This window comes from Paenibacillus sp. Cedars, assembly GCF_003184205.1.
GTDB lineage: Bacteria > Bacillota > Bacilli > Paenibacillales > Paenibacillaceae > Paenibacillus_AQ > Paenibacillus_AQ glucanolyticus.
The window spans coordinates 1,181,390-1,205,473 of record NZ_CP020866.1 but is presented as its reverse complement, the minus strand read 5'-3'; the positions used below and the strand labels follow the sequence as shown (position 1 = coordinate 1,205,473).

Here is a 24,084-nt window from a genome sequence, read left to right as displayed (position 1 = left end):
CCCTTCATATGCCACTTCATGAAACAGAACACATATCACATCCCATTCGGGATTAAGAGTTCAATCTTAAACGTACAGTATTAGTTAGGTGGTTGTTAGATGCATCATGTGGATTTCAACCAAGGGGTGGCATCAACTTCACCCGACCCGAATAGGTCAACGAAAGCCTATGCATCGCCCTGTTGCAAGCTATGTAATGAGATGGAACATCACATAGACAAAAACCAGGCTGCAATTACATGCATACCTGGTTTTTTTGCGTCCTTAACGCTGGTTTTTCGTCTGATATAAATACAACGTGGTCGGGGCAAAAATAGCGATAAACAGCACACTAACACCGATACCGGCCATAATCTCCGTCATGCTTGGTATGCCGCTCATCAGCCCCCTGACGGTGGCTGCTGCTATGCTGATCGGATTCAATTCAATGAGAATCCCGATCCATCCCGGCATCGTCGCCGTATCCACCAGAATGTTGCTGGCGAACAATAGCGGGTATATCGCAATCATGCTGGACCCTGAAACCGTCTCTGGACGTTTAGCTATAACGCCAATCATCGCAAAAATCCAGCTGACGCTAAATGCAAACAACAGGATGAAGACAACAGCGCACATCACTTGGATCAAACTGCCTTCCGGACGGAAGCCCAGCGCAAGCCCCGTTCCAAGGGCAACGATAACGCCCACCGCATAACGCAGACCGTCCGTAAGGATCGAACCGATGACGGATGCTGGCTGCCAAAAGGGCAGTGTTCGAAAACGGTTGTATACCCCTTTGGTAATATCCGAACAGATCGTAGTTCCGCTGTAAACCGTCATGGGAACGACCGTTAAGATCAGGATGCCAGGCAAGAGGAATTGAATATAGACCCCGGTCGATCCGGCAATGGCTCCGCCAAACAAATAATTAAATATGAGCAGCAGCAGAATCGGTGACAGAATCGCATCCATCACAAGACTAAATCCGTTATTCTTCGTATGCTGCCAAGTTCTCCACATGAAGATACGGATAGCCGTGAATGCATGGGGAGGGCCGGAGACTGGGTGGGGCGGAGGAAGCATGCTGCCGACCTGATTACTTGTGTGATGGCTTAAACTCATGGAGTCCCCCCTTTCCTGGTCAAGGCCAGGAATACCTCATCCAGACTCGGTTCGCTCAGGGAAAAATCTTCAATCGCAATCCCGTTCTCCATCAATGTATGAATGGCCTGATTGGCCAGGCTCGCTTCCAACACCGGAATCTTGTATAACCGCAGGTGATCGCCCTGCCATACCCTTAGCCCATGCTCATCGTTCAGCAAAGCACTGATCTTATGCCAATCTCCCTGCTCCGTTAATGTGATCGACAACGTCCGGCCACCGATGGACGCCTTCAACTGCTGTGGAGTCCCTTCCGCAATAATCCTGCCTTTATCAATGACAGCGATCCGGTCCGCCAATCGGTCCGCCTCCTCCAGGTATTGTGTTGTCAACAGCACGGTGGTTCCCTGCTGCAAGAGCGTCTTCACAATGTCCCACACCTGCATCCGACTTTGTGGGTCAAGGCCCGTCGTCGGCTCATCCAGAAAAATAACATCCGGCTTGGTCACGATACTTGCCGCAATGTCGAGTCGTCTCCGCATGCCTCCAGAATATTGCTGCACTGTGCGGTCCTTCGCCTCACCAAGCCCGAAGGATTCCATCAGTTCCTCGCTTATGGAACGGGCGGTTTTCGCAGAATACCCGTAAAGTCTTGAAATCAGCATTAGATTTTGAAGTCCGGACAACCCTTCGTCCAGTGCTGCAAACTGGCCTGTCAGGCTAATCTTCTTCCGGACGTTTCGAGCATCTTTTACGATATCCAATCCGGCAACTTGCGCAGAACCGGCATCCGGCTTCAGGAGCGTTGATAGCATATGGATGGTGGTTGTTTTTCCGGCACCGTTCGGGCCCAGCAAGGCCAGCAGCTCTCCTTGCCCCAATCGCAGATCAATGCCTTGAACGACCTCGATACCGTTATATGATTTGCGAAGCTTCCTGGCTTCAATGACATATGGCAAGTTTCACAGCTCCTCCTTATGATCAGAGACCCAATCTGCAAGCGTGGCTGCCGGCCGCCCCGTGACCTGCTCCACCGTTGGCAATACCGTATAACCGATCTCTGGCGGATTTTTCCCCATTTGCACAAAAAACTCTATCGATTCCTCATCGTAGCCCTGCACTCTCCATTGATCTCTCGCTTGTTCCTCCGTCAGCTCTTCAAAGCGAATATTTTTGCCGGTCACTTCGCTTATGATCCGAACCGCTTCCCTACGGGAGAGGGCTTCCGGCCCTGTCAGAAAATACTCCTGCCCATGGTGTCCTTCTTCAACCAGTGCCGTTACGGCAACACGTGCGATGTCGGCCTCATGTATTCTAGCGCTCAAGGCATGACCGAACGGCTCCCGGACAACCCCCTCCGTTCGAATCGACTCCCTCCAATCCACCAGGATATTCGCCATAAACTCGCCCGGCTTCAGCAAAGTCCATTCCATTCCGCTCGCTCTAAGCGCTGCTTCAACAGGCCCTTCTTCAAAACCCACCAGTACCGTCACCCGTTTAACGCCTGCCTGCTCTGCCAGTTCAATGATCCGCGGATCGGTCTGAAGGGTTCCATAAGCTTCATCGCTCGATGTGATCACATGAAGTGCAGTGACTCCTTGCAGGGCAGGCACCAGGCTGTCCGGCTCGTTCAGATCTCCGGCAAGCACCTGAACGCCAGCCGGTAATTTCGCTTGTTGTGGATTGCGCGATATCGCTCTAACTTCCTTCCCCTGCTGTACAAGTTGTTTCACAATGTGCCTTCCCACGGTCCCCGCAGCGCCTGTCACTAAAATAGTCATTTTGAATATCCTCCTTGGAAATAGGTTACTGTTCATGATTTGATTTCGTAGCGATTTCGTATGTTCTCTAACTCTTGCAGAAGGTCTTCCTTCAGTTCCGGCGGCGATAGGATCTCCACCTTCGAGCCATAACTCAAGATGACCGAGATGGCATAAGCTGTGGTATAAAAGATAGTTTGGACTTCAACATATCCCTCAACGGAGATGAAAGCTTCCGGGAATTGCTCGGTCACACGAGGTCCAATGGATGAATCGAAGCGGAGATGCGCTTGAATCCCCAGTGCCTTATTCTCTTCCCGGCCTTCCTCCAGGTTCTCACGTGGAAGGAAGTTCTCGCTGGATGCTTCAAGAGCGGATATACGCGATACTCTGAAGATTCGCTTCGCTTGTTTGAACAAGCAGTAAGCCTCCAAATACCACACGCCCTGCTCCCAGTAAAGATGGAGCGGCTCTACCTGCCGTTCGGAGCAGCTGCCGGATGCGCTGGTGTAAGTAAATTTAATAAGGTTGGATCGGTCCATGGCATGCAGTATCGGTTGAACCCACGTTCTCTCACGCTCTGATGTGCTCATGTCAAATATGATTTGTTCATGACATCCTCCGTTCAACAAGGCAGGCTGCAGGGTTCCGAGTTTGTTCATGATGGTGGTGTACTTTCCCTTAGCAGTTCCTTCAATGCCTTTTAAGAGATTATAGATAGCCAAAAAGTCATCAATGGAGAAGTGCTGTCTCGTCAGATAGAAACCGCTCATTAATTCAAACCCGCCATCCGCACCCGTAAAGGAAGCAACCGGAATGCCGGCTTGGTTAATGAGGTCCACATCGCGGTAGATCGTACGAACCGAGACCTCATACCGGGCAGCAAGCGCGGTTGCCGTCACTCTTTTTTTTGTCAATAATTCCATCGTAATGCCAAGCAACCGGTCAAGTTTCATCGATAACACTCCTCACACTTCCACACTTTTTGGACTTCTGGATTGAATGATAAATTATGAATCCTGACATCTAGTATGTCAGGATTTATCGCGTTGAATATATTTTATTGCGCCATGCAAGTCCCTTTTCGGGACTTGCATGGCGCGATCGGGAATTATAAAGTAAGCCTGTCCATTGATCAGGTCAAATAAAAGAAGAAGCCATAGATCGTCAGATCAAGGCTTCTTCTTTTATATTTCATCTATTATGAATTTTTCATATGATGTATTTTTAATATAATTTCAATTATTGCGCAACGTACCGTGCAGAGTCGGAGGCACGCTTGGATGACGGTTGACCCTATGACGGACATGAACTTATTTCACCGCATTTCCTTCTGCCATCAATTCCTGTGCATAGTCATTCAGATTAATGGACTCACCATGATTCAGCCTCGATTTCTCGGCAGCAAACGCAATAAGATGGCTCCTCACGGAGGCACTGGCCGACGTTAGACTCTCCTGCCCGTTATAGCTGCGGACCTCGTTCAGGAAACTGGCCACGATGCCGCTGTCGCCACCGCCATGGCCGCTGGACTGCGAAGGGATCGTTATCTCCGTTTTCTGGCCTGTCAGAAAATCAAAGACCGTAATTTTGTCTTCCTCTCCCCGAAGCTCGCCTCGTGTCCCCATGATCTGGATTCTGCGCTCCTGTTCATACGTAAACCCGCACATGCTGAACATTGCGGTGGCACCGCCCTCAAATTCCATATTGACGACCTGATGGTCGACCACATTGTTGTCGCTCCTGTACACGCAGCGGCCATAGTCCGTTTCGCGAAGCCCCTGAATAATGTTCGGCTTGGTCAGTTCCTGGGTAAAATGCCCCGCCCAGCCCTTATACTCCTGGCTCAGATAAAACCTCGGAGCCGAGTATGGGCAGGTGGATTCCACCTGGCAATCCAAGCAGCGGTCGGCCGATCCTTCGGGTGCCTGCTCCTCGCGGAAATGCATTAATGAGCCAAAAGAAGTGACCTGTGTGCACGGCCGGTCCATCAACCAGGACAGCACGTCCATGTCATGGCAGGACTTAGCCAGAATCATCGGGCTGGCCTTATCGGAGTTATTCCAGTTTCCCCGTACAAAGCTGTGCGCAATATGCCAATATCCTACGTTCTCATTCAACTGGATCGAAGCGACCTCACCGATCGTTCCCTCCTGAATTACGCGCTTGATGGCACTCCAAAAAGGGGTATACCTCAGAACATGGCATATGGTCAGCAGCCTGTTGCTCCGAACGGCCGCCTGCTCCATCATAAGACATTCCTTCGGTTCCGGCGACATCGGCTTCTCCAACAGTACATGGTACTGTTTATCCAGCGCCTGCATCGTCGGGCCAAAATGCATACGGTCCTGCGTGCAGATGACGGCAATTTCGGCAAGCTGCGGCTCGGCGAGCAGCGGCTCCCATGATTCGTAACAACGTTCAGGCGGAATTCCGTAGTTCTCGGCAAAACGGGTTCTCCGTGCCGGATCAGCTTCGGCTACTGCCACGAAGGTCAGCTCATGCGGGTAATCGAGGGCATAGGGTGCATAGCCCCCGGCGCCGCGCGCGCCTGCCCCGATCAATATGGCTTTGATTTGTGTCATATCGTGTCGCTCCTTTTATGTTAGGTACTCGTTCACTCGGTGTATCGATCCGCCGCGGACTGGTAGATGGCCAGATAGCGGTCCAATCCCATTTTTTGCAGGGTAGCTACATATTGGTCCCAGTTATCAAAAGACTCATTGCCGGCAATGAATTTATCCCTCATCTCATCCACGTACGTATTAATGTCGGTCTGAATGCTGGTAAGCTCGGACTGTTCATCGGCTGTAAAGTTAAACGGCGGCCAAACCTTGTCTTGAGGTATGACATAGGGCTCCGCTTTTTTGGCGTTCTCTACAGATGTCGGCAAGCCCTCCGCTCCTTTAAAATACTTCTGCGCCACAAAACCTGGATAGTATCCCCCAGGCCAAATCAGATACTGCCCTACCGCCTGGTCCAGATTAAGTCCGTCCGGGTTATTCTTAATATCGTCCACGTATTCCACATTGCCGTCTGCATCCTCCGTGTACGTCTCGTCTTTCCAGCCCATGAAGAACATGCGGATCCCTTCATCGCTGTAGAAATAATCCATCCAACGGACCAGCGCCTCCGGACTCTTCGCTTTGTCTGTCAGGACAAACATTCCGATATTGCCCAGCGGTGAGCCTGTAGCACTGAACATCTGATCGCCGTGCGGACCCTTCAGTACCGGAAGCCCCACATAGCCCTTCTGGTTGTAAATGGCGACCGGATCCACGTTATCGACTACGCCCAGCAGCCCCTCCGTTCCCTTTGCATCCACCTCCGTGCTTTGAACGGACATGATATCCTGCTCCAGCAGGCCATCCTTATACAGCTTGTTCACATACTGAAGCAGTTCTTTGTAACGCGGATCAGACGGGATGAACCGAACCTTACCGCTCTCCGGATCGGTATCCACGTTAATATTGGAGGTTCCGTTATAATTGAGACCGAACGACCCGCGTAAATAATTCACAATACCAGTGGTCTTGACTCCACCCCAGGCATATTCATCCTTCTGGCCGTTTCCGTTCGGGTCCTTCTCTTTGAATGCTTTTAACATATCGTAAAAATCATCCAGCGTTTGCGGTTCGTCCAGCCCAAGCTTGGTCAGCCACTCCGAATTCACCCATGGCGTTCCGTACAGCACGGAACGGAATTCCGGATCATACAGCGTCGGCAGCCCATAAATATGGCCGTCCGGCATCGTGATGCCCTTCTCGATAACCGGATACTTCTCCATCAGCGCCTTGAAGTTCGGGGCATATTGATCGATCAGATCATTCAGCGGGATAAAAGCACCCTGCTTGCCGTATTTCAGCAAGTCAGCCCTTGGGAAGGCAGAGGCGTAGAACATTTCCGGGTAATCACCACCGGCAAGCAGCAGGTTGCGCTTCTCTGCCAAATTATCCTTTTGCACCGTGTCCCACTTTACCTGGATATTCGTCGTTTTCTCATATTCCTGCCAGAGCTTGATGCTGTTCCAGTCGGCGTTGGCAAAGAACTTTCCGGCAAAACCGGTCACCGTGATCTTGTCATTGACAATTGGAAATCCCGTCTCATTAACCTTCGCCCCACCTTCCGCCGAATCCGATTCTGACGCTCCCCCCGAACCCTTCGAGCTGCAGCCCACCACCAGCGATACCGACAACATGCAAGTTAACAGAAGACTTCCCCATTGCTTCAGCTTCATCCCTGATCCTCCCCTTTTCATGTTCCTTCCTCATTATCCATTCAAGGAATTATCCTTTGATGGCCCCAATCATAACGCCTTTGACAAAATACCGCTGCAGGAACGGATAAAGCGCCAGCACCGGAATATTGGCCACGACCAGCACCGCGTATTTGATCCCTTCCACCTCTCTTTGCTGCTTGATCGCGGATTCGGTTGACATTTTGACCATGTCATTCGTTTGCCCCTGAATCAAAATTTCGCGCAGAATGAGCTGCAGCGGAAATTTATCCTTGTCCGACAGATACAGCAGCGCATTGAAAAAAGCATTCCAGTGACCGACCGCATAGAACAGAATGGTTACTGCGATAATCGGCATGGACAGCGGCAGAATGATCCGGGTTAATATTTTGATGTTCGAGCATCCATCGATGGTCGCGGCCTCCTGCAGCTCGCCCGGTATGGACTGCTGGAAGAAGGTCCGCATAATGATAATGTTCCAGATGGACACCGCATTCGGGATAATCATGACCCACAGCGTATTCAGCATGCCGAGGTTCTTGATCAGCAAGTACGTCGGAATCAGACCACCGCTGAAAAACATGGTAAAGACTAGCAAGGCCATAATGGCATTCCGGCCTACAAAATCCTTCCGGGACAGCGGATAGGCCGCAAGAATGGTCATCGCAAGGTTAATGAACGTCCCGAGCGACGTATACACCAGCGTGTTGGTAAAACCGCTGATAATATCCTTGTTCTGAAATATTTTTACGTAAGAGTTCAGGTTGACTCCCTTTGGCCACAGCAGCATCTCGCCCCTGAGCACTGTCTGCGGATCGCTGAACGATGCGCTGAGCACAAACACCAGCGGGTACATGACGATGATGGTAACCAAGATCAGGATCGTATAGTTGATGATATTGAAAATTCGGTCCCCTCTGGATTCAATTTGCATGGTCATTAAGCTCCCCTCTTTACCAAAGACTTGTTTCGCTCACACGCCTCGAAATAAAGTTCACAACAACCAGCAAGACAAAGTTGATGATGGAGTTGAACAAACCGATAGCTGCAGAGAAGCTGTACTCGGCATTCTGGATCCCCATTCGGTAAACATAGGTGGCAATAATGTCGGAGCTCTCCATATTCAGATTGTTTTGCATCAGGAGCACCTTCTCGAAACCGATGCCCATGATGCTGCCCATGTTCAGGATGAGAAGAATAATAATCGTCGGCATGATGCCGGGGATGTTAATATGCCATATGCGCTGCAGCCGCGTGGCGCCATCAACCCGCGCAGCTTCATGCAGCTGGTTGTCAATGCCGGCGAGGGCGGCCAAATAAATGATGGAGCTCCAGCCCATGGTCTGCCATACATCCGACAGAACGTATAGCGACTTGAACCAGGAAGGTTCTGTCATGAAATTGATCGGCTGGCCGCCAAACATTTCAATGAAATGATTGATGATACCGTAACGGGGCGACAGAAAAATCATCATCATTCCGACAACAACCACGGTAGACAGAAAATGGGGAGCGTACGTAATCGTCTGCACGAATTTCTTGAATCGTTCAGCTCGGACCTCATTCATGAGCAAAGCCAGAATGATAGGGATCGGGAAACCGAGGGCAAGGCTGTATAAACCGATGCCTAGCGTATTTTTGATCAATCGCCAGAAATAATAGCTGTTGAAGAACCGGTCAAAGTGCTCGAATCCAACCCATGGACTGCCCCAAATCCCTTGTGTTGCTATGAAATCCTTAAAGGCGATTTGGATACCGTACATCGGAACGTACTGGAACAGGATGTAATAGGCGATGACCGGAGAAATCAGAATATAAAGCTGCCAATTCCGCAAGATGCGATTCCACTTGAAGGGGCTGCGTTTCGTTTCGGTTACCGCTTGTACTGCAGGCTGTACGGTTGTTTTAGCCAATTTAGCATCACCTCGGGTATGTATTAGTCAATTTCTTGTAGCGTAATAATCGTTGATGGATTCCCCCTTATCTTTCTGTAATCAGCCATGCTGCGAAGCTACCGCCAACAGCCACCGATGGATGGATTGCGGTTATTCGGGCGAATATATGTCATATATATTAACGTGGGGTAGATCTATAAATAAAATCCGAATAAACGGATGTTGCAACATATAAACTGTATAAATTTTGGATTATTAAGCTCTTTGTTTTGGAATTAATTTGGAGACAAATTGGCATATAGGAGACATGTTCCCTTGCAATAAAGAACATGTAATATCAACGGAAGGAAATTGGATCAATTTTTATATATCCTTATATAAAAAGGAATGAAAACGCAATCAAAAATCCAGTATAACGATACGAAGATTATTCCACTTCGATTCCAAATGGAGGAAACACTCCAAATATCTCAGCAATTTCACTCATAATAATATAGAGATTTTGTATTGTCAAACATTTTTTGGATTGTTTTGGCGCAAACTTTTTCTCGTTTTGGTGAGAAAAAGTAAAAAAGCAGCAGCCAATTTTCCTATTGGCCGCTGCTTAATGAGTATATAACTATCCTATAACGTTAATGAATCTAACTTTTAATGTGAAAATTAATTTCTGGTGAAGTGAGAGGATTCTCGAACGACTAGAGAACCCGGCAGCAATATTTTGGTCGCCATCGGAAAATGTCCGTCTAAATAATCCACGATGGATTTGGCAGCTACTCTGCCGATTTCGTATTTGGGCACGGAAACGGAGGTTAACGGCGGTGTAGTGTACTGGGCTACATCGATATTGTCCATCCCCACAATCGCAATATCCTCCGGTATGCTGCCATGATTCTCAACAACGGCACGCATCGCAGGTATAGCCAGCATGTCACTGGCACAAAAAACAGCAGTGGGCCATTCCGCCTTCGGAAGCCGTTCCAGAAGCTCGGACATCTTGCTGAAGCTTCGATCCACATTCCATCCTGTATTCATCAGCCACTCCCCCTGCAGCTGCAGGTTCGCTTCAAGCATGGCAAATTTATATCCAACAAACCGTTCTTCGCTCTCCATCTGTTTGGAATAGGCGGGCCCTCCGATATAAGCAATCCGCGTATGTCCTTGATCAATCAAGTGACGTACTGCGGCCCTTGCCGATAGAATGCGGTCACAGTCAACAACAGGCACGGTCAGCCTTTCATCGTTCAGGCTTACGCCCATGATCGCAACACCATTCTGCTGTATCAGTTCAAACAGTTCTTCGTCGTACCAGCTGATGGCAACAATCCCCTCGGCTCCTGTCTCCCTCAGCATCAGCCGTATTTTTTCCGCATCGCCCACTTCCTCGCATGTGCGAACGATAGCTGGAGGCTGCCCGAGCTCCTCCATTTTTTTATGAAAACCGGCTAATACCGTTGAGAAATAAGGGTGATCATCCATCAGGTGCTGGGGAACGATACATGCAATCCGCTTGGCCGCTGTGCCGTTGTTCTCATTAGCGTGTCTGGACGGTTCATGTAGTTTGTAACCAAGTTCAAGTGCCGCTTCCCGGATTTTCTGCTTGGTTTCTTCGCTGACCGGACGGCTGGCATCATTGCTGATTGCCCGCGATACCGTAGATATGGATACCCCGACCCGCTCGGCGATATCTTTAAGCTTAGCCAATCGCACTTCCTCCTCCACAAAATTTGGAACCAAATTTTTCTCCATCCATGATCATAGCATAAACTTTGCCGGTTGGGGGCGTCAAATTGACACTGTTCCACTGATGACAAGCTAGACTCATGGTGCGTGGTCCGGGGCATGCTTGGATGGCTGTCGACCATCTCTGGAATGGTGACCCCCACTCCATCATTGAACTGGCAAGAGGAGGAATGTTGGCGTTGGCGTTGGCGTCGGCGTCTCCCGGATTCCTGTATTCCTGTATTCCGGAGCAGCGTCAATGCCGCTGCTGTATATGTCAGGATCGGTAATCTGGAAGGGAAGCTGACAGGGATATCATTTAAGTCTCAAGCGCAGCATGATCAGGGCTTTTCTCCTTGCCTAACCGGAACAATACAAATGACGCTGCCATGGCAACAGCAACACCAACTGCCCCGATCCAGGTGATGGACGATAAGGAGATCTGCTCTACGGCAACTCCCCCGATTCCTGCACCGGCAGCCATGGACAGCTGCATCATCGATTGGTTCAACCCAAGCATGACACCGGAGGAGTTCGCCTCCAGCTGGACCAGGTTAAACTGCTGCGCCGGACCGCTGGACCAAGCGGCTAACGACCAGACAACAAGGATGACTAACACGGGAATGACTGATGAAGCTGCATGGGTAAAAGTAAGAGCGATTAAGGCAAGAATATGCAGCATCATACCTCCGGTTAATGTGGAAGAAACTCCCCACCGGTCCGTGCTGAATCCCCCGAATTGGGAACCCATGAGGCTGGCTAAGCCAAAAGCGAATAGCGCTGCACTAATCCAGCTTTCGTTCAAACCGCTGACCATAAGCAGATAGGGAGACAAGTACGTATAGGCAACGGAATATCCCCCCAGCCAAAAGAACGTGATCGCCAACCCGAGGGCCACTTTAGGCTTCTTGAGCAGCGCGAACTGCTTGAGTAACGGGACCGGTGCATCTCCTTTGGTTATTGGGATTGCCTTGTATAGAACAAACATCGAGATCACACCCAGGATGGCAATAAACCCGAACACCGACTTCCAACCAAAAGCGGCAGCCACCACACGTCCCAGAGGGACGCCGATGATGAGTGAAGCTGTGAACCCCATAATTACCGTCGCGATCGCACTAGCCTGTTTGCCAAGAGCCGCGATTTGGGCAGCAATTCCGAGCGCGGTGACAACGACCATGCCTGCACCCATCGCCATAAGAACGCGCGCAAAAACAAACGGAATATACCCCGGAAGTGCATAGGACAACACATTGGCAATCACAAAGATGCCTAATGAATAAACCAACAGCTTTCTTCTCTCCACCTTGGCTGTCAGTGCCATAAGAATAGGGGTCAGAATGGCGTAAACCATTGAAAATATCGTGATCAGCTGGCCTGCGGCGGTAATCGTAATCCCTAATGAATCCGCGATTTTATCCAAAATTCCAGATATAATATATTCCGACGTTCCTACTAAAAAGCTGACGATAGCCAAAAAATAAACTTTCCAAGCACCAGTCATGATTCCACCTCTTTAATATATTTATATATCGCAAATTATCGATGTTTTAACTAATAAAAATACATATCGTAATATGTAGATATGTAATGCAAAACAAGACTGAATATTCCTTATTTCTTAAGGAAGTATTCAGTTCTTGTGCTATATTTCCTGCTTCAAATACTCACCGATTTCACGAATGACTTCTTCGTCCCGCTTATAATACGTAAATTTCCCTAACCGCTCCGTCTTGATCAGGCCCGCCCGATGCAGAATGGATAAATATTGCGATGCGGTGGACTGCGTCATATTCAGCTTCTCAGTCACCTGGCTTACACATACCCCGATTTCTCTCATATCAATCCCTTCGTGGGGCGTAAAATATTGTTCCGGTTCCTTGAGCCACTGCAATATCTCGAGCCTCGATTCATTCGACAACGCTTTAAAAACTTCTATTGGTTTCATACGTATCATTATATCGAGAATCATCGATATGTCAAATGTTATTTCGGAACGACTTGATGCCATATCGTATTGAGTACAGCAGGATGGCCCCAACATGTTCCGGCCCTACAGCTTGCCATCAGCCGCAACGCCTGATTCCACGCCATCTCCGCCTTTGTCCCATTACAGCCGACCGCCGCAACGGCGATCAGCGCACTCCTCATTACCAAACCCCATTTTTTTCTCATCGACATCGCTTCCTTCCCTATTTCTCGCAGAATACTTGCCATGATGCTCTTCTAAATGAATCCCTCGGATTTATGCTGCTTGCCCATCTCCTTCATAACAATCGAGTGCCCTAACCCCAGGGTCGGATCCACCGAATTTTTAAAGCGTTTTTATAACTCTCTATATCCCGTCCATTAACATGTACTTTCTTCTTCTGATCGCATGTGTTTTCCTAAGCTAGCGTTACATCACCTGAGCCAAAACGCAAAAAAAACGGCATTTCTGCCGTTTGGGTTAAAAAAGCTTATTTTAAATGAATCTCTATCCAGTCCAGCAATGATTCCTCTGCGGGCTTCCAGCCGAGTAAATTCCGTGCGTGAACCGCACGCACACGACTGTTGGAAGCGATAGCGAACCGCGCCCAATCCCCTAGCTCAGCGATCGCATCCTCAGCGGACCAAGAGACCGTTTTTCCGCCGAACCCGAGCGCTTTACTGACAGCTATGGCGATATCCCCGTAGGATTCCTCTCCGTTTTCAGCGAAGAAATAAGACGCAGAGGGAGCTTTCGTAAGCACCAGCAGATATAGCTGCGCCAAATCCCGAATATGGACGTTGGACCAGCGGTTGACACCTTTTCCGACATGAACGCCTGCCCCTACCTCACGGGATTTCCGAATGATTTGAGGCAGCTGGTCACTGTCTGTCGGCAATCCAAGCGCCTCTCCATATATCATGGAAGGAACGATCACGACACTTCGGACCGCATCGTCTATTCCGGCTCTGCGCACCTGGTTGTTGATTGCTACGCGATCTTCCCGGGTATCCATCGGCGTGAAAGGTGTCTCTTCATCATAAATTTGCTCACTGACAGCATCTCCCCTGGCATCATCGCCGACCACACTGGACCCGGACGTATGCAAAAAGGGTTTACCGCTGCCGCGCAAAGCCGATATAAAGGTCTCCACAGCGAGACGATGGTCCGAATCCGCCGTATGAATGACCGCATCGCTCTGCTCAGCATAACGGGCGAGAACTTCCGTATCATCCAAGGTACCCAGGACCGGATCGATGCCCAGTTCCTTTAGTGCGTCTATTTTATCCGGATTGCGTACCAAACCGTAAACCGTATGTCCTGCGTCGATCAGTACCTTCGCGACCGATCCGCCGATATATCCTGTAGCACCTGTAACAAATACCTTCATATATGAACGCCTCCTACGAATAAGCCTTAACAAGTTATCCCCATTCTAATGGCAGTCCAATATATAAAACAAATTATGAAATAACGCATTATACATAAAAATATTTATATATGATCCCTTATTCGAGACATCGTTGCATGAAGCTGGGGCAGATGTTTATGTTTGGTTTGATATGCCAAGTACAGTTTGTTGGGTATTAATCTTGTATATGCTGCAAATGCTTCTATACCATTCAAAATCAATCACGATCGTCACCTCCTGTCATCCAATATTCCCTATTTATTCTTCCGTATCACGCTATACTCCCCCTGAGCAGTCCCCGCACCCTATGTCTGAAATGTAATCACACGCCATCGAAACAGAAATGAACCTCGTCGCTGTAAGAAGTGACGAGGTTCATTTCGTTTCTTTCAACCCTTAATCTTCCATGGACCTGCAAGCGTGCGCTTTAATTACAACAGTCCCGACTTCTTCACATTAGCCAGGAAATCATGGAACTCCGGAATATTCAGCTGCTGCGCCGCATCGGACAATGCCGTAGCCGGATCGGGATGAACCTCAACCATGACTCCGTCTGCACCTGCTGCTAGCGCGGCTCTGGCACATGGAGCCAGGATGTCCTTACGGCCCGTGGAATGTGTCACATCCACCAGCACCGGAAGATGCGTCTCTTGTTTCAGGATCGGCACTGCCGAAATGTCCAGTGTGTTTCTGGTCGCCTTCTCATACGTCCGGATGCCGCGTTCAATCAGCATCACCTGCGTATTGCCCCGGGATACGATGTATTCCGCAGCATGCACGAACTCGTCAATCGTAGCTGCAAGACCGCGTTTTAGCAGAACCGGGGTTTGGACGTCTCCGGCTGCTTTTAACAGTTCAAAGTTCTGCATGTTCCGGGCGCCGATCTGAATGACATCAATATATTCGCACGCAAGCTCGATGTGAGCAGGATCCACGATTTCACTGATCGTTTTCAACCCGAACTCGGAGGCCACTTCCTTCAGAATTTTCAAGCCTTCTACACCCAATCCCTGAAAATCGTAAGGCGATGTTCTCGGCTTGAACGCGCCCCCGCGCATCACGGTAATGCCCGCCTCCTTCAGGGCAGCCGCTACCTGGCGCACCTGCTCATAACTCTCGACCGAGCATGGCCCTGCAATCATCACTGGCGTGCCGCCGCCGATGATCGTGTTCCCCAGCTGAATGAGTGTATCTTCCTGTTTCTTCTTCCGGCTGACCAGCAGATGTTTCTTGTGATCGACCTGCTGCAGCTTTAATGATGCCTGGAATATCTGTTTGAACAAATGACGCACCGTCTCATTATCAAAAGGACCTTGGTTAAACTCAACCAGAGTATCCAACATTTTTTTCTCGCGTACCGGATCAAAATCGGGCACTCCCTGCTTCTCCTTCTCCTGACCGATCTCCTGGGCAATCCGCGCCCGTTCAGACAGCAGCTCCAGCAGTTGTAAGTTTACGGAATCGAGCTCCGATCTTAATTGTTCCAAACGTCCTTGACTCATACAGAATCTCTCCCTCTCATTTATCTGATATATAAAAAACAAAAAGACCCCCCGCCCGGAAAGGGACGAGGAGTCGTGGTACCACCCTTATTAGATATGCTGAAAAAAAAAAAAGACAAACACATCTCACTTGAACCTCTTAACGCAAGGGTTACGGGTAATCCTACAGCCTGCACACACTGCATTGCAAACGATCAGAATACCAGCTCCGGAATGAACTTCAGCCAAAAACCTTCGCCCGGGCGCTCTCAGTCGGTGGCAGCCCTTTCCTGTCAGGAACGTTATTTCGCTTACTCTTTCCATCATCGCTTGTTTTAACATATCGTGTTAGTTAATTTAGATGCATTGTATTACAGTCAGTACGGATATGCAAGAGTTTTATTTAACGCTCAGTTGCTTTGATGCAGCAAAGATTTAAATGGCCGGTCCCTCCTGTCAGGAACGAACATTCACCTTCTGCCCTTGATACACAGGATTTGCAAGCCGTATCCTAATCAAGCCGCAAGGGATCTGATTGAAGCGAATAGTTGGTTATTGTCCAAGCACGAGAACCTACATTCCGATAAATGCATTTCTGCTAGAGGGTCCCCAGTTAGCCCCCATATAACCTGCCATTCCCTCCAAATTAACAAAACAAGGAAGCACTACGTATAGGATACCTGGCACTGCATTCCCTCTAAATGTCATAACAAACCTCATACCTGTATGGTCAGCAGGTGTTATCATTCCCATTTCAGGGCGTATTGAATTTGCCGTTGTAAGTGCATCGCCCATTCCTACGCTTGCTATACCCGTTGGACTCTCCATATTACTTCTAATCCAGTAATTAGAAATAGTAGTCGCTGATGCTAAATCAGTCCGCTTATCATACATCATTACAATCTGATTAGGAGCCACTTGCCTGGCCTCTAGAAGAATGGGGTGTGGCATCACTAGACGGTCGTTGTAATGCATCAATTTGTTCCCTCCGCAACATGTTCTCAATTAGTCAAATGACCATATACCATATGTTACTTGACTGAATTGCGTTCACATTAGTTGTTGAGTGCATTTACGACCAATCTGATGGCTCAGATTACTAGTGTTCTCCAGCCATCATCATGCCTTCAAACGGTAAATCGCCTTATTGTCGAGCCCACGGATCATCGGTGTCCACGGCTCCGTCTCAACCGTTGTATCCAGGGCATCCTCTACCATCTGCAGCTTGGCGTCCAGCAGGTCGATGTGATGCAGCGCAACGGCTTCTGCCGTTTGCGGCTGAACCGGACTCCCCCACTCTCCCAGATTATGATGAGACAGCACCAGATGCTGCAAGCCCAGGACCACTTCGGATTCAAGCGGAATCTCGTTCTGAAGCGCAGCCTCCACAATCCAGTTGGAGGCGAGGGCGATATGTCCGATCAGCTTGCCCTGGTTGCTGTAATCCGTTACGATGCCCATCTGTGCAATCATCTCTTCCGGCTTTGCGATATCATGAAGAATAATGCCCGCCTTGATGAAGTCAGGCTTCAGAAATGGCCGCTGCTTGCAGATGAAATCGCCTATCTCCAGCATGCGCACTATATGATAGGCAAGTCCGGCAAAGTAGGCATGATGATAGGTTTTCGCAGCAGGATAATGCATCAGCTTCTCCTCCACCTTCGCCACGCAATACTGCACGATTGTTCTTATCTGCGGCTCCGTAATCTCATTCATCGTCAGTTTAATCGTATGTAACAGATCAACGGGGCGTATCGGTGCAGCCCTCACAAAGTCAGTCAACGAAACACCATCCTCCTCGGATGCCTTCCGGATTCGGCTGATCTTGACTTGAGGCTGATCCCGGTAGCTCAGAACGGTTCCCTGAATCTTAACTAATTGCATGGGCAAGAACGTTTCTTTATCCTGAATGGTCACATCCCAGTACTTGGCGGATATTTGACCACTGGCATCCGAGAGCACAATATCAAAATAATCTTTTGGGGGCGTGCCGCTGGTCTGTCTCATATTCAACTCTTTTAACAAGTAAAAGCCGACGAAATCGTCTTGTATGCTAAGTTTATTAATAGGCTTCATCTGTTCCCTCCCGAAAAAATCCCATTAGGTTAACTATAACAAAGTCCCGTGCAAGGCGTCCATCACTTTTATTTTTTTGAAGGATACCGATAATATCAACTGTAACACTGCCAAAGTTTTCTCCATAGACAATGGTGTCTTTTTCCCCAGCAAACGCCATTCTCGGAATAACCAATTTATGTTGAATTTCTCGATCATCAAATTCCATCAAATTTTCGTACATTGTAACAAACTGTTTCGTTTGATTGGGGTTGATCTTTACCTCGATGTGATCCCAATCAACCTCTTCTGGACTACTCTGGTCTTGTTCATCAATAACAGGAGAATTTTGATTATTCAAAGCTTGTTCGTATGTTTTATTTGTCACCACCATCATCTCTTTATAGGGACCGTCTATTGCCGGAAAACCACCCATGATTAAGCTTTCTAGTCTATCCGTCCGAATGGCTAATTGTAATCCAACTAAAGCTAACCAAGAATAACCATAATAACTAAACCTCTTAACGTTCATTTCATCAACAATAGTCAACAGATCTTTTACTATATTTTCAGGTGTGAGATTCTCTGGAACCGGATGCTGCATACGATGTCCTTCATAGTCAAAATATAAAATCTGAAACTTGTCTGCGAGTCCCTCGATAAAATGTTTTCCTAATTCAGGGTCTACTCCCCACAACTTTAAGTTTTCGGCTTCTTGTCCATAAACGGATTCTTTAGCAACCGGGAGCATGATTGTTGCAGAGTTGGGATTTCCAACTAAACCAACCTTCAATTCGGATTCATCTATCAGCTTTATGATCTTCTCCATTTCGATCACTCCTTAATTTGTTATACGAATATCATATAACATTCATGCAATCTTTCAGTTTTTCAGTTTTTCCCCTTCCTGTATTAGGACTTTATGAAAAATATGTTATTGTAGCACTTGAAGGTTCTACTTTAAAAAGGGAGTTAATAAATGGAATCATATACCCCTAAACAAATTGCAAATATCTTAAATGTTAGTACAACAACTCTGAGAAGATACGAAGAACAAGACCTCATTCCTGTTGTACCGAGAACAAAAAGTAATCACCGTTACTATAAATCGATACACTTCCAGGCTTTTACTGCCATTAGGGCCTTGTTAAAAGGATATGACATCCCCATGGTTTACGAAGTCATGAGAATGATTAAACACGGAAGGTTTGAAGAAGCCCTTTGGTTAGTGAATGAACAGCAATTCCATATACAAGTGGAGAAACAGCGAGTGGAAGAAATACTGGGCATGATTCAAAACACTGATTTTACTAAATATAAAAATGTAAAATTAAATGAATGGATGAGTATTGGTGAGGCTGCAAAAATATCGGGAGTAAATACATCAGCTATCCGTCATTGGGAATATGAAGGGTTAGTCCATTCAGAGAGAAACAAAGAAAACGGTTACAGAATGTTCTCCATCCCTGAACTGCGTAAAATACTGGTCATAAGCAGTTTGAGAAAAACCGTTTATTATATAGAAAATATGAAGAAGTTATTAAATGATTTAGACACACAAAACTATGGTAACATCAAACGTTCCTTTCAGTTGGCTTTGGAAAATCTGAACAATCAACTATTATTGCAATTGAAAGGAATAGCAGAACTGATGAAATATATACATTTTTTCACAGGGGCTGTCCCATAAGTAAGCTCTAATTCACTTTGTATAACTCGATTCAGAACAAATTCGTGCAAAGAGGGCATCTCGCAAGATTTAAGATCTTTTGGGACACCCTCTAGTTATAATATTGTTAGACCTATAATCACCCTGTTAAGGGTTTCAGATTTCGGACAGGTCGGCGCGTGTTATAAGTTCACTCCAGGTCATGGGCTGTGGCTGTTTAGAGCCGTGATAGACCGGGTTCGTGAACGCAAGAAGCTGCCCCGCTTCATCACGGATATCGAACCGGTACCAATGGTAACCTTCCGATTCCCATGGGATCGCCCATTCCAGTATAATAGGCTGACCTTCCTCTTGAGCTGACACAGCTGCTTGGGAAGAATCAATCCTGCCGTTATGAACCAGCGCGACTTGAACATTCGCCTCGCTTGTTATACGCAGCGTACAGTAAATCATACGGTTATCCTCTGCTGCATCCTTGCCTGCAAAGGCAGCGGACATGTCACTGCCAAACCGATATTCATCACGGCCTGCCCGAATCGCAGCCTCAAGGACGGGCCCCCGTGATACGTATACGTGACCGCGGCGCACCCCCTCCAGAACAGACTCCGCCGATAGGTGCTCACACCAGACATAGGTTGCCGGGTCACCGATCAAGGAAGGCATATCGCAGTCCTCATAACGTTCCGTAGGAAGCATATGAGAGTCAGACCCGCCAATCCCCGTCAGCTTATGCCCTGCATTCCAGCAAACACTCCACAATTCCAACGCTTTCTCCGTTGCAACCGGATTCGGCGAATAGGTTGGATCGTTCCATATTTCAATCGAGTGAACAGCGCTTGTCGATGTACAGCAGATTGTACATAGGCGAAAGCTTGGAGGTAACAAGGTATTCCTTGCCATCCCAATGGTATACAAATTCATGTCCGATTTTATTTGTAACCGTTATCATTTCATACAATTCCGGAGGAACCGAGGTGCCATTGAGATGGAATACCAATTGGCCTGTATCGTCAAGGACATACATTCGTTCATTCTCATATTTGATGAAGGGCCTGGCTAACGATTCGAACATCCGATTATCCATCGTGATCCCAATAAAGCCCATCGGGTCCTGGGCATGCAGGGGGAGTGCGCTTATGATAGAAATGCCATTGTCGTCCTCTCTGCCATTGAGAGAATAGCCTGCCTTCCAATAAAGCTGCTGTTTGTCGTTCAGCAATTGATGGGCTGCTCTGATTTCGTCTTCAGATTCAGCCTTGTGCCCGCCATATGTAGCCGATATGAAGTAATTCTCATCCAACGTATATAAGGAAATATCCTCGATCTGAGGATTTCCATTCTTAAAGGCTGCCAGATTCTGATACATATTGGAATAAAACCCGGCATAATTGTTACGTTTCTGCTCTGCAAAATCGGAGGTGAAAAATGACCCCATTAACATCTGAATCAAATTATTCTGTATTCGATCCATCCCTGTATCAATCGTCTGTGAAGCATAATTCAAAATCTGCGAGACGTCCTGACTTGCATCCTGCTTGACCATTTTGGTTGTCATGGCGTAGCTGGATATGCCCAAGATCATAATCGGAACAATCGACGATAATAAAGCGATCCACACCATTTTTCGGTAAAACGATGGCTTGTTCATAAACCATCTAGTCCAGGTCATTCGATTATGATCTCGTATCTTCATGTCCAAGGCTCCCCATACTATAGCTCTCGATGATTACTACTTTATACTATTCCATTACGATCTATTATGGCAATGAGTCACTGTTAATCGTTCAGAAGATTTAAGAGATTCACTTGGATAGCCACCATGAAAAAAGCATCACAAGGATCTACGAAAGACCTGGAGATGCTTAAACATTCTACTATCTAACCCGCTCATCCCGTAACAGCCTGCGTCAGTTACGACCGCTGCTTGATTATTTCCAAGCACCCGGGTGTTCTTCGTTCACCAGATCCTGCTCCACGGCCTTTGCGTTCATCTCTACCTGATCCACGCTTTTGCAGCCCGGAATGACACAGCTCACCGCTGGATGCTTCAGACACCAGGCCAGCGCCCATTCCGCCATATTCACGCCTTCGGGCACTTCCTTCTGTCTGATCTCTTCCACAAGCTTCAGCTTGGCATTAATCTCGTCCTGGTCACGGTTCCTGCGCACTTTATCGCTGAACACCGTCCCCGGCTTGTATTTCCCGCTCAAGTATCCGCTTGCCAGTGGAACCCGTGCCAATACACCAAGATCCTGCTTCAGGCATGAAGGGAGAACTTCTTCCTCCGGTGCCTGATCCAGACGGTTATATACAACCTGAATCGCCTTGGCATTCAGCTCCGCAGCCTTGTCGGTTTGATAGATATTCCTATTGCTTCCGATCGATATCCCGAGATTGCGGATCGTTCCCGCCTGAACCTGCTTGTCCAGCATCGTCCACATCTCATCATTATTGAACACTTCATCCGAGCCGGAATGGAATTGATACAGGTCGATATAATCCGTACGCAGCGCTTTAAGAGATTCCTCCAGCTGGATTCGAATCTGCTTCGCGTCCCAGGCATTCTCCCATTGCTCATGCCACTGATGACCAAACTTGGAGGCAATAACCCAATCCTCGCGGCGGTCACGCGACAAGAAATCCCCGATGAAATTCTCAGACATATGATGAGGCCCGTAACACTCGGCTGTATCTAACAAATTAATGCCCAGTTCCTTCGCGCGGGTCAAGATTTCGTCAACTTCCCTTTGGTCGAAATCCTTCCCCCAATCACCGCCAAACTGCCATGTTCCCACACCGACTACAGATACCTTCAGATCGGTTTTGCCTAATCGTCTGTATTTCATACGCTCACCTCTTCCCGCAGATTTGTGCGCCTATATCTTATGTGATATTGCAACCGTTTGCAACAATCGAAATGAATTTGACAGCTTGATTATATACGGATGGCAGCTCGCACATTAGGGCTTTCTCTTGTTCCATTCAAAAATTTTATTTTCACACACCCCCCATATGTAGACTGTTTAATAATAAGTTGTTATGGTGAACCCTATAATAATGCATTCCGTTATCCTGTTATGGAATAAGAAAGGGGGATTTCAGCGTGAATTCTCGAACACTCGAGCAATTAATGCCGGACATTAAGGAGAGTCTGCAAGCGAAGAATTCGACAGACTTTCAGTACATCATCCATGAATTTCTGCCTTATGATCTGGCAAGAGTACATAGCCATCTAAGTAGTACGGAGCAGGCTCAGCTTCTGAAATTTCTGAATGAAGACCAGATTGCCGATATGATCCAGGAAATGGAGCATCCCAATCAAATTGAAGTGTTGACCAGGCTGGGTAAAGAAAAAACCGCCATCATCCTGGACTTGATGGATAATGACGACTTGGCCATTCTGCTGGACGAGCTGTCTCCCGAACAGAAAGACGAGCTCATTAGAGGAATGCGGGATGAAGAATCCCAATTTGTACGGAACATCATGAAATATCCGCCGGAAACGGCCGGCCGGATCATGACCAACCGCTATGTCTGGATTCCTCAGCATTACACCGTGTCGGAGGTGGTGCAGAAGCTGAAAACCTATGTTTCTATTTCGGAAACGATCAACTATCTGTACGTTATCGATCATGACAAGAAACTCATGGGCGTGGTTTCCTACCGCGGGCTCATCTTGGCCGAGCCGGATGAATATATCGTGGATATCATGCATAGCCGAGTTCTGTCCGTGCCTGTGGATGCGGATCAGGAGGAGGTCGCGCTGCTTATCCAAAAGTATGATTTGGTCGCGATTCCGGTCGTTGAACAGGACAACCGGTTGGTGGGGATCATTACCGTTGACGATATTCTCGATGTGGTCATCAGTGAAGCAGATGAGGACATCCGGAAAATGAACGCCACTGGCGGAAAATCCATTGATTTTAACACCAAGGCCACGGTAGCGGCCTACCGAAGATTGCCTTGGCTGATTCTGCTCTTATTCATCGGTCTGATCTCGGGAACAATCATTTCCCGGTTTGAAGAAACGCTGGCACAGGTTGTGGCCCTCGCCTTCTTCATGCCCATGATTGCAGGTATGACCGGAAATACCGGTACACAGTCCCTTGCGGTCATTGTCCGTGGTCTGACAACAAAGGAGATGAGCAAATCGCTGGTATACCGGTTGTTAGCAAGAGAGCTGAAGGTCGGTTTGATGATCGGTGTGACATGCGGCTTTCTGATCTCCTTAATCGCCTATTTCTGGCAGGGCAATCTCTACCTGGGGTTTGTGGTTGGAAGCTCGCTGGTTGCAACCCTCATCGTCGGAACCATGGCGGGTACCATCATTCCTCTCATTCTATTTAAATTCAAGATTGATCCGGCTGTGGCTTCCGGGCCGTTAATTACAACCATCAACGATATTCTCTCGCTTGTCATTTACTTCGGCATCGCCACCTTGTTTCTTTCTTACATTTAGCCGAGCTCGCGCTATCTGGGACGGATACATATCCTTTCAAAAAAAGACTTCCGGTTGATGAACCGGAAGTCTTTTTGGGCTCTGCCCGTGGAGGGATGTCAATCGCGGCCAATGGATGCAATCGACTGATGTTCCCAGAGACTGCAGCATGAAATGCCAACACGGTTCCCTCCATTCGATTACGTATCCATTCCAATAAGGGGATAATCTCCCCCTCAACAGCAAACTGCTCAATCTGTATCCAAGCCTGACAAGGATGCTGTCAGCAGTCCGTTAAATAGATGGCATTCACCATATTTTGTAACGTGATTGTATTTTCCCCATACTATGATTAGGCGGATTGGAACGT

The 24,084-nt window shown here is 47.9% G+C and carries 22 protein-coding genes; 2 read left to right on the top strand and 20 right to left on the bottom strand.

Annotated features, from left to right (window positions below; genetic code table 11):
• Positions 1-264 precede the first annotated feature (264 nt).
• The 17 genes from B9D94_RS07290 to B9D94_RS07215 form a co-directional block, all read right to left on the bottom strand.
• Positions 265-1,101: an ABC transporter permease gene (locus B9D94_RS07290; RefSeq protein ID WP_148246727.1), complete on the bottom strand. Its 837-nt coding sequence runs from the start codon at positions 1,099-1,101 to the stop codon at positions 265-267.
• Entirely contained in the window at positions 1,098-2,039 is a 942-nt protein-coding gene (locus B9D94_RS07285) for an ATP-binding cassette domain-containing protein (RefSeq protein WP_148246726.1), read from the bottom strand. The genes B9D94_RS07290 and B9D94_RS07285 overlap by 4 nt, the downstream gene beginning before the upstream one ends.
• Before the next feature lie 3 nt (positions 2,040-2,042).
• Positions 2,043-2,861: an NAD(P)H-binding protein gene (locus tag B9D94_RS07280; RefSeq protein WP_076152646.1), complete on the bottom strand. Its 819-nt coding sequence runs from the start codon at positions 2,859-2,861 to the stop codon at positions 2,043-2,045.
• Positions 2,862-2,893: 32 nt separating this feature from the next.
• Positions 2,894-3,796 carry a helix-turn-helix transcriptional regulator gene (locus tag B9D94_RS07275; RefSeq protein WP_006211924.1) on the bottom strand — a complete coding sequence of 301 codons (903 nt, stop codon included), beginning with the start codon at positions 3,794-3,796 and terminating at the stop codon, positions 2,894-2,896.
• Positions 3,797-4,153: 357 nt separating this feature from the next.
• A complete protein-coding gene (locus B9D94_RS07270) occupies positions 4,154-5,425 on the bottom strand; it encodes a Gfo/Idh/MocA family protein (RefSeq protein ID WP_148246725.1) in 1,272 nt (423 codons plus the stop codon).
• 32 nt (positions 5,426-5,457) lie between these two features.
• Positions 5,458-7,077, bottom strand: coding sequence for an extracellular solute-binding protein (locus tag B9D94_RS07265; RefSeq protein WP_063480297.1), 1,620 nt, complete (start codon positions 7,075-7,077; stop codon positions 5,458-5,460).
• 49 nt (positions 7,078-7,126) lie between these two features.
• Entirely contained in the window at positions 7,127-8,011 is an 885-nt protein-coding gene (locus B9D94_RS07260) for a carbohydrate ABC transporter permease (RefSeq protein ID WP_148248736.1), read from the bottom strand.
• 19 nt (positions 8,012-8,030) lie between these two features.
• The gene (locus tag B9D94_RS07255; RefSeq protein ID WP_006211928.1) at positions 8,031-8,990 is read right to left on the bottom strand and encodes an ABC transporter permease; all 960 of its coding nucleotides are present in this window, start codon (positions 8,988-8,990) and stop codon (positions 8,031-8,033) included.
• A gap of 642 nt (positions 8,991-9,632) precedes the next feature.
• Positions 9,633-10,673 (bottom strand): LacI family DNA-binding transcriptional regulator, encoded by a 1,041-nt coding sequence (locus B9D94_RS07250; protein WP_006211929.1) that lies wholly within the window; start codon positions 10,671-10,673, stop codon positions 9,633-9,635.
• Positions 10,674-11,010: 337 nt separating this feature from the next.
• Positions 11,011-12,195, bottom strand: a complete 1,185-nt coding sequence (locus tag B9D94_RS07245; RefSeq protein WP_148246724.1) for an MFS transporter — start codon at positions 12,193-12,195, stop codon at positions 11,011-11,013.
• 141 nt (positions 12,196-12,336) lie between these two features.
• Entirely contained in the window at positions 12,337-12,639 is a 303-nt protein-coding gene (locus tag B9D94_RS07240) for an ArsR/SmtB family transcription factor (RefSeq protein ID WP_036643228.1), read from the bottom strand.
• A 38-nt stretch (positions 12,640-12,677) separates the two neighbouring features.
• The gene (locus tag B9D94_RS30915; RefSeq protein ID WP_172963918.1) at positions 12,678-12,908 is read right to left on the bottom strand and encodes a hypothetical protein; all 231 of its coding nucleotides are present in this window, start codon (positions 12,906-12,908) and stop codon (positions 12,678-12,680) included.
• A 242-nt stretch (positions 12,909-13,150) separates the two neighbouring features.
• Positions 13,151-14,050: an NAD-dependent epimerase/dehydratase family protein gene (locus B9D94_RS07235; protein ID WP_148246723.1), complete on the bottom strand. Its 900-nt coding sequence runs from the start codon at positions 14,048-14,050 to the stop codon at positions 13,151-13,153.
• 452 nt (positions 14,051-14,502) lie between these two features.
• Positions 14,503-15,573, bottom strand: a complete 1,071-nt coding sequence (locus B9D94_RS07230) for a bifunctional 3-deoxy-7-phosphoheptulonate synthase/chorismate mutase (RefSeq protein WP_006211934.1) — start codon at positions 15,571-15,573, stop codon at positions 14,503-14,505.
• 552 nt (positions 15,574-16,125) lie between these two features.
• Positions 16,126-16,527, bottom strand: coding sequence for a hypothetical protein (locus tag B9D94_RS07225; RefSeq protein ID WP_063480302.1), 402 nt, complete (start codon positions 16,525-16,527; stop codon positions 16,126-16,128).
• Positions 16,528-16,671: 144 nt separating this feature from the next.
• On the bottom strand, positions 16,672-17,628 hold the full coding sequence (locus B9D94_RS07220) for a 3'-5' exoribonuclease YhaM family protein (RefSeq protein WP_006211936.1): 957 nt from the start codon (positions 17,626-17,628) through the stop codon (positions 16,672-16,674).
• Positions 17,615-18,436, bottom strand: coding sequence for an alpha/beta fold hydrolase (locus B9D94_RS07215; protein ID WP_253806116.1), 822 nt, complete (start codon positions 18,434-18,436; stop codon positions 17,615-17,617). The genes B9D94_RS07220 and B9D94_RS07215 overlap by 14 nt, the downstream gene beginning before the upstream one ends.
• A gap of 150 nt (positions 18,437-18,586) precedes the next feature.
• Here B9D94_RS07215 and B9D94_RS07210 point away from each other — a divergent pair, with 150 nt between their 5' ends.
• On the top strand, positions 18,587-19,297 hold the full coding sequence (locus tag B9D94_RS07210; RefSeq protein ID WP_148246722.1) for a MerR family DNA-binding transcriptional regulator: 711 nt from the start codon (positions 18,587-18,589) through the stop codon (positions 19,295-19,297).
• Between the two features lie 135 nt (positions 19,298-19,432).
• On the opposite strand, the gene B9D94_RS07205 is transcribed toward B9D94_RS07210, so the two are convergent.
• From B9D94_RS07205 to B9D94_RS07195, 3 genes are all read right to left on the bottom strand, one after another.
• Complete coding sequence (locus B9D94_RS07205) at positions 19,433-20,176, bottom strand: CehA/McbA family metallohydrolase (RefSeq protein WP_253806115.1); 744 nt, start codon at positions 20,174-20,176, stop codon at positions 19,433-19,435.
• Positions 20,094-20,969 (bottom strand): cache domain-containing protein, encoded by an 876-nt coding sequence (locus B9D94_RS07200; protein WP_148246720.1) that lies wholly within the window; start codon positions 20,967-20,969, stop codon positions 20,094-20,096. Before B9D94_RS07200 ends, B9D94_RS07205 begins: the two co-directional genes overlap by 83 nt.
• Before the next feature lie 235 nt (positions 20,970-21,204).
• Positions 21,205-22,122, bottom strand: coding sequence for an aldo/keto reductase (locus B9D94_RS07195; RefSeq protein WP_063480313.1), 918 nt, complete (start codon positions 22,120-22,122; stop codon positions 21,205-21,207).
• Positions 22,123-22,379: 257 nt separating this feature from the next.
• Here B9D94_RS07195 and mgtE point away from each other — a divergent pair, with 257 nt between their 5' ends.
• Complete coding sequence (mgtE, locus tag B9D94_RS07190) at positions 22,380-23,735, top strand: magnesium transporter (protein WP_148246719.1); 1,356 nt, start codon at positions 22,380-22,382, stop codon at positions 23,733-23,735.
• The last annotated feature ends 349 nt before the right edge of the window (positions 23,736-24,084 follow it).

Excerpts from the sequence above, each read along its gene's own strand:
- B9D94_RS07290 (WP_148246727.1), bottom strand. The coding sequence starts at position 1,101 with ATGAGTTTAAGCCATCACACAAGTAATCAGGTCGGCAGCATGCTTCCT.
- B9D94_RS07280 (WP_076152646.1), bottom strand. The coding sequence starts at position 2,861 with ATGACTATTTTAGTGACAGGCGCTGCGGGGACCGTGGGAAGGCACATT.
- B9D94_RS07275 (WP_006211924.1), bottom strand. The coding sequence starts at position 3,796 with ATGAAACTTGACCGGTTGCTTGGCATTACGATGGAATTATTGACAAAA.
- B9D94_RS07270 (WP_148246725.1), bottom strand. The coding sequence starts at position 5,425 with ATGACACAAATCAAAGCCATATTGATCGGGGCAGGCGCGCGCGGCGCC.
- B9D94_RS07265 (WP_063480297.1), bottom strand. The coding sequence starts at position 7,077 with ATGAAGCTGAAGCAATGGGGAAGTCTTCTGTTAACTTGCATGTTGTCG.
- B9D94_RS07260 (WP_148248736.1), bottom strand. The coding sequence starts at position 8,011 with ATGCAAATTGAATCCAGAGGGGACCGAATTTTCAATATCATCAACTAT.
- B9D94_RS07245 (WP_148246724.1), bottom strand. The coding sequence starts at position 12,195 with ATGACTGGTGCTTGGAAAGTTTATTTTTTGGCTATCGTCAGCTTTTTA.
- B9D94_RS07240 (WP_036643228.1), bottom strand. The coding sequence starts at position 12,639 with ATGAAACCAATAGAAGTTTTTAAAGCGTTGTCGAATGAATCGAGGCTC.
- B9D94_RS30915 (WP_172963918.1), bottom strand. The coding sequence starts at position 12,908 with ATGGCAAGTATTCTGCGAGAAATAGGGAAGGAAGCGATGTCGATGAGA.
- B9D94_RS07235 (WP_148246723.1), bottom strand. The coding sequence starts at position 14,050 with ATGAAGGTATTTGTTACAGGTGCTACAGGATATATCGGCGGATCGGTC.
- B9D94_RS07230 (WP_006211934.1), bottom strand. The coding sequence starts at position 15,573 with ATGAGTCAAGGACGTTTGGAACAATTAAGATCGGAGCTCGATTCCGTA.
- B9D94_RS07225 (WP_063480302.1), bottom strand. The coding sequence starts at position 16,527 with ATGCATTACAACGACCGTCTAGTGATGCCACACCCCATTCTTCTAGAG.
- B9D94_RS07220 (WP_006211936.1), bottom strand. The coding sequence starts at position 17,628 with ATGAAGCCTATTAATAAACTTAGCATACAAGACGATTTCGTCGGCTTT.
- B9D94_RS07215 (WP_253806116.1), bottom strand. The coding sequence starts at position 18,436 with ATGGAGAAGATCATAAAGCTGATAGATGAATCCGAATTGAAGGTTGGT.
- B9D94_RS07210 (WP_148246722.1), top strand. The coding sequence starts at position 18,587 with ATGGAATCATATACCCCTAAACAAATTGCAAATATCTTAAATGTTAGT.
- B9D94_RS07205 (WP_253806115.1), bottom strand. The coding sequence starts at position 20,176 with ATGGCAAGGAATACCTTGTTACCTCCAAGCTTTCGCCTATGTACAATC.
- B9D94_RS07200 (WP_148246720.1), bottom strand. The coding sequence starts at position 20,969 with ATGAAGATACGAGATCATAATCGAATGACCTGGACTAGATGGTTTATG.
- B9D94_RS07195 (WP_063480313.1), bottom strand. The coding sequence starts at position 22,122 with ATGAAATACAGACGATTAGGCAAAACCGATCTGAAGGTATCTGTAGTC.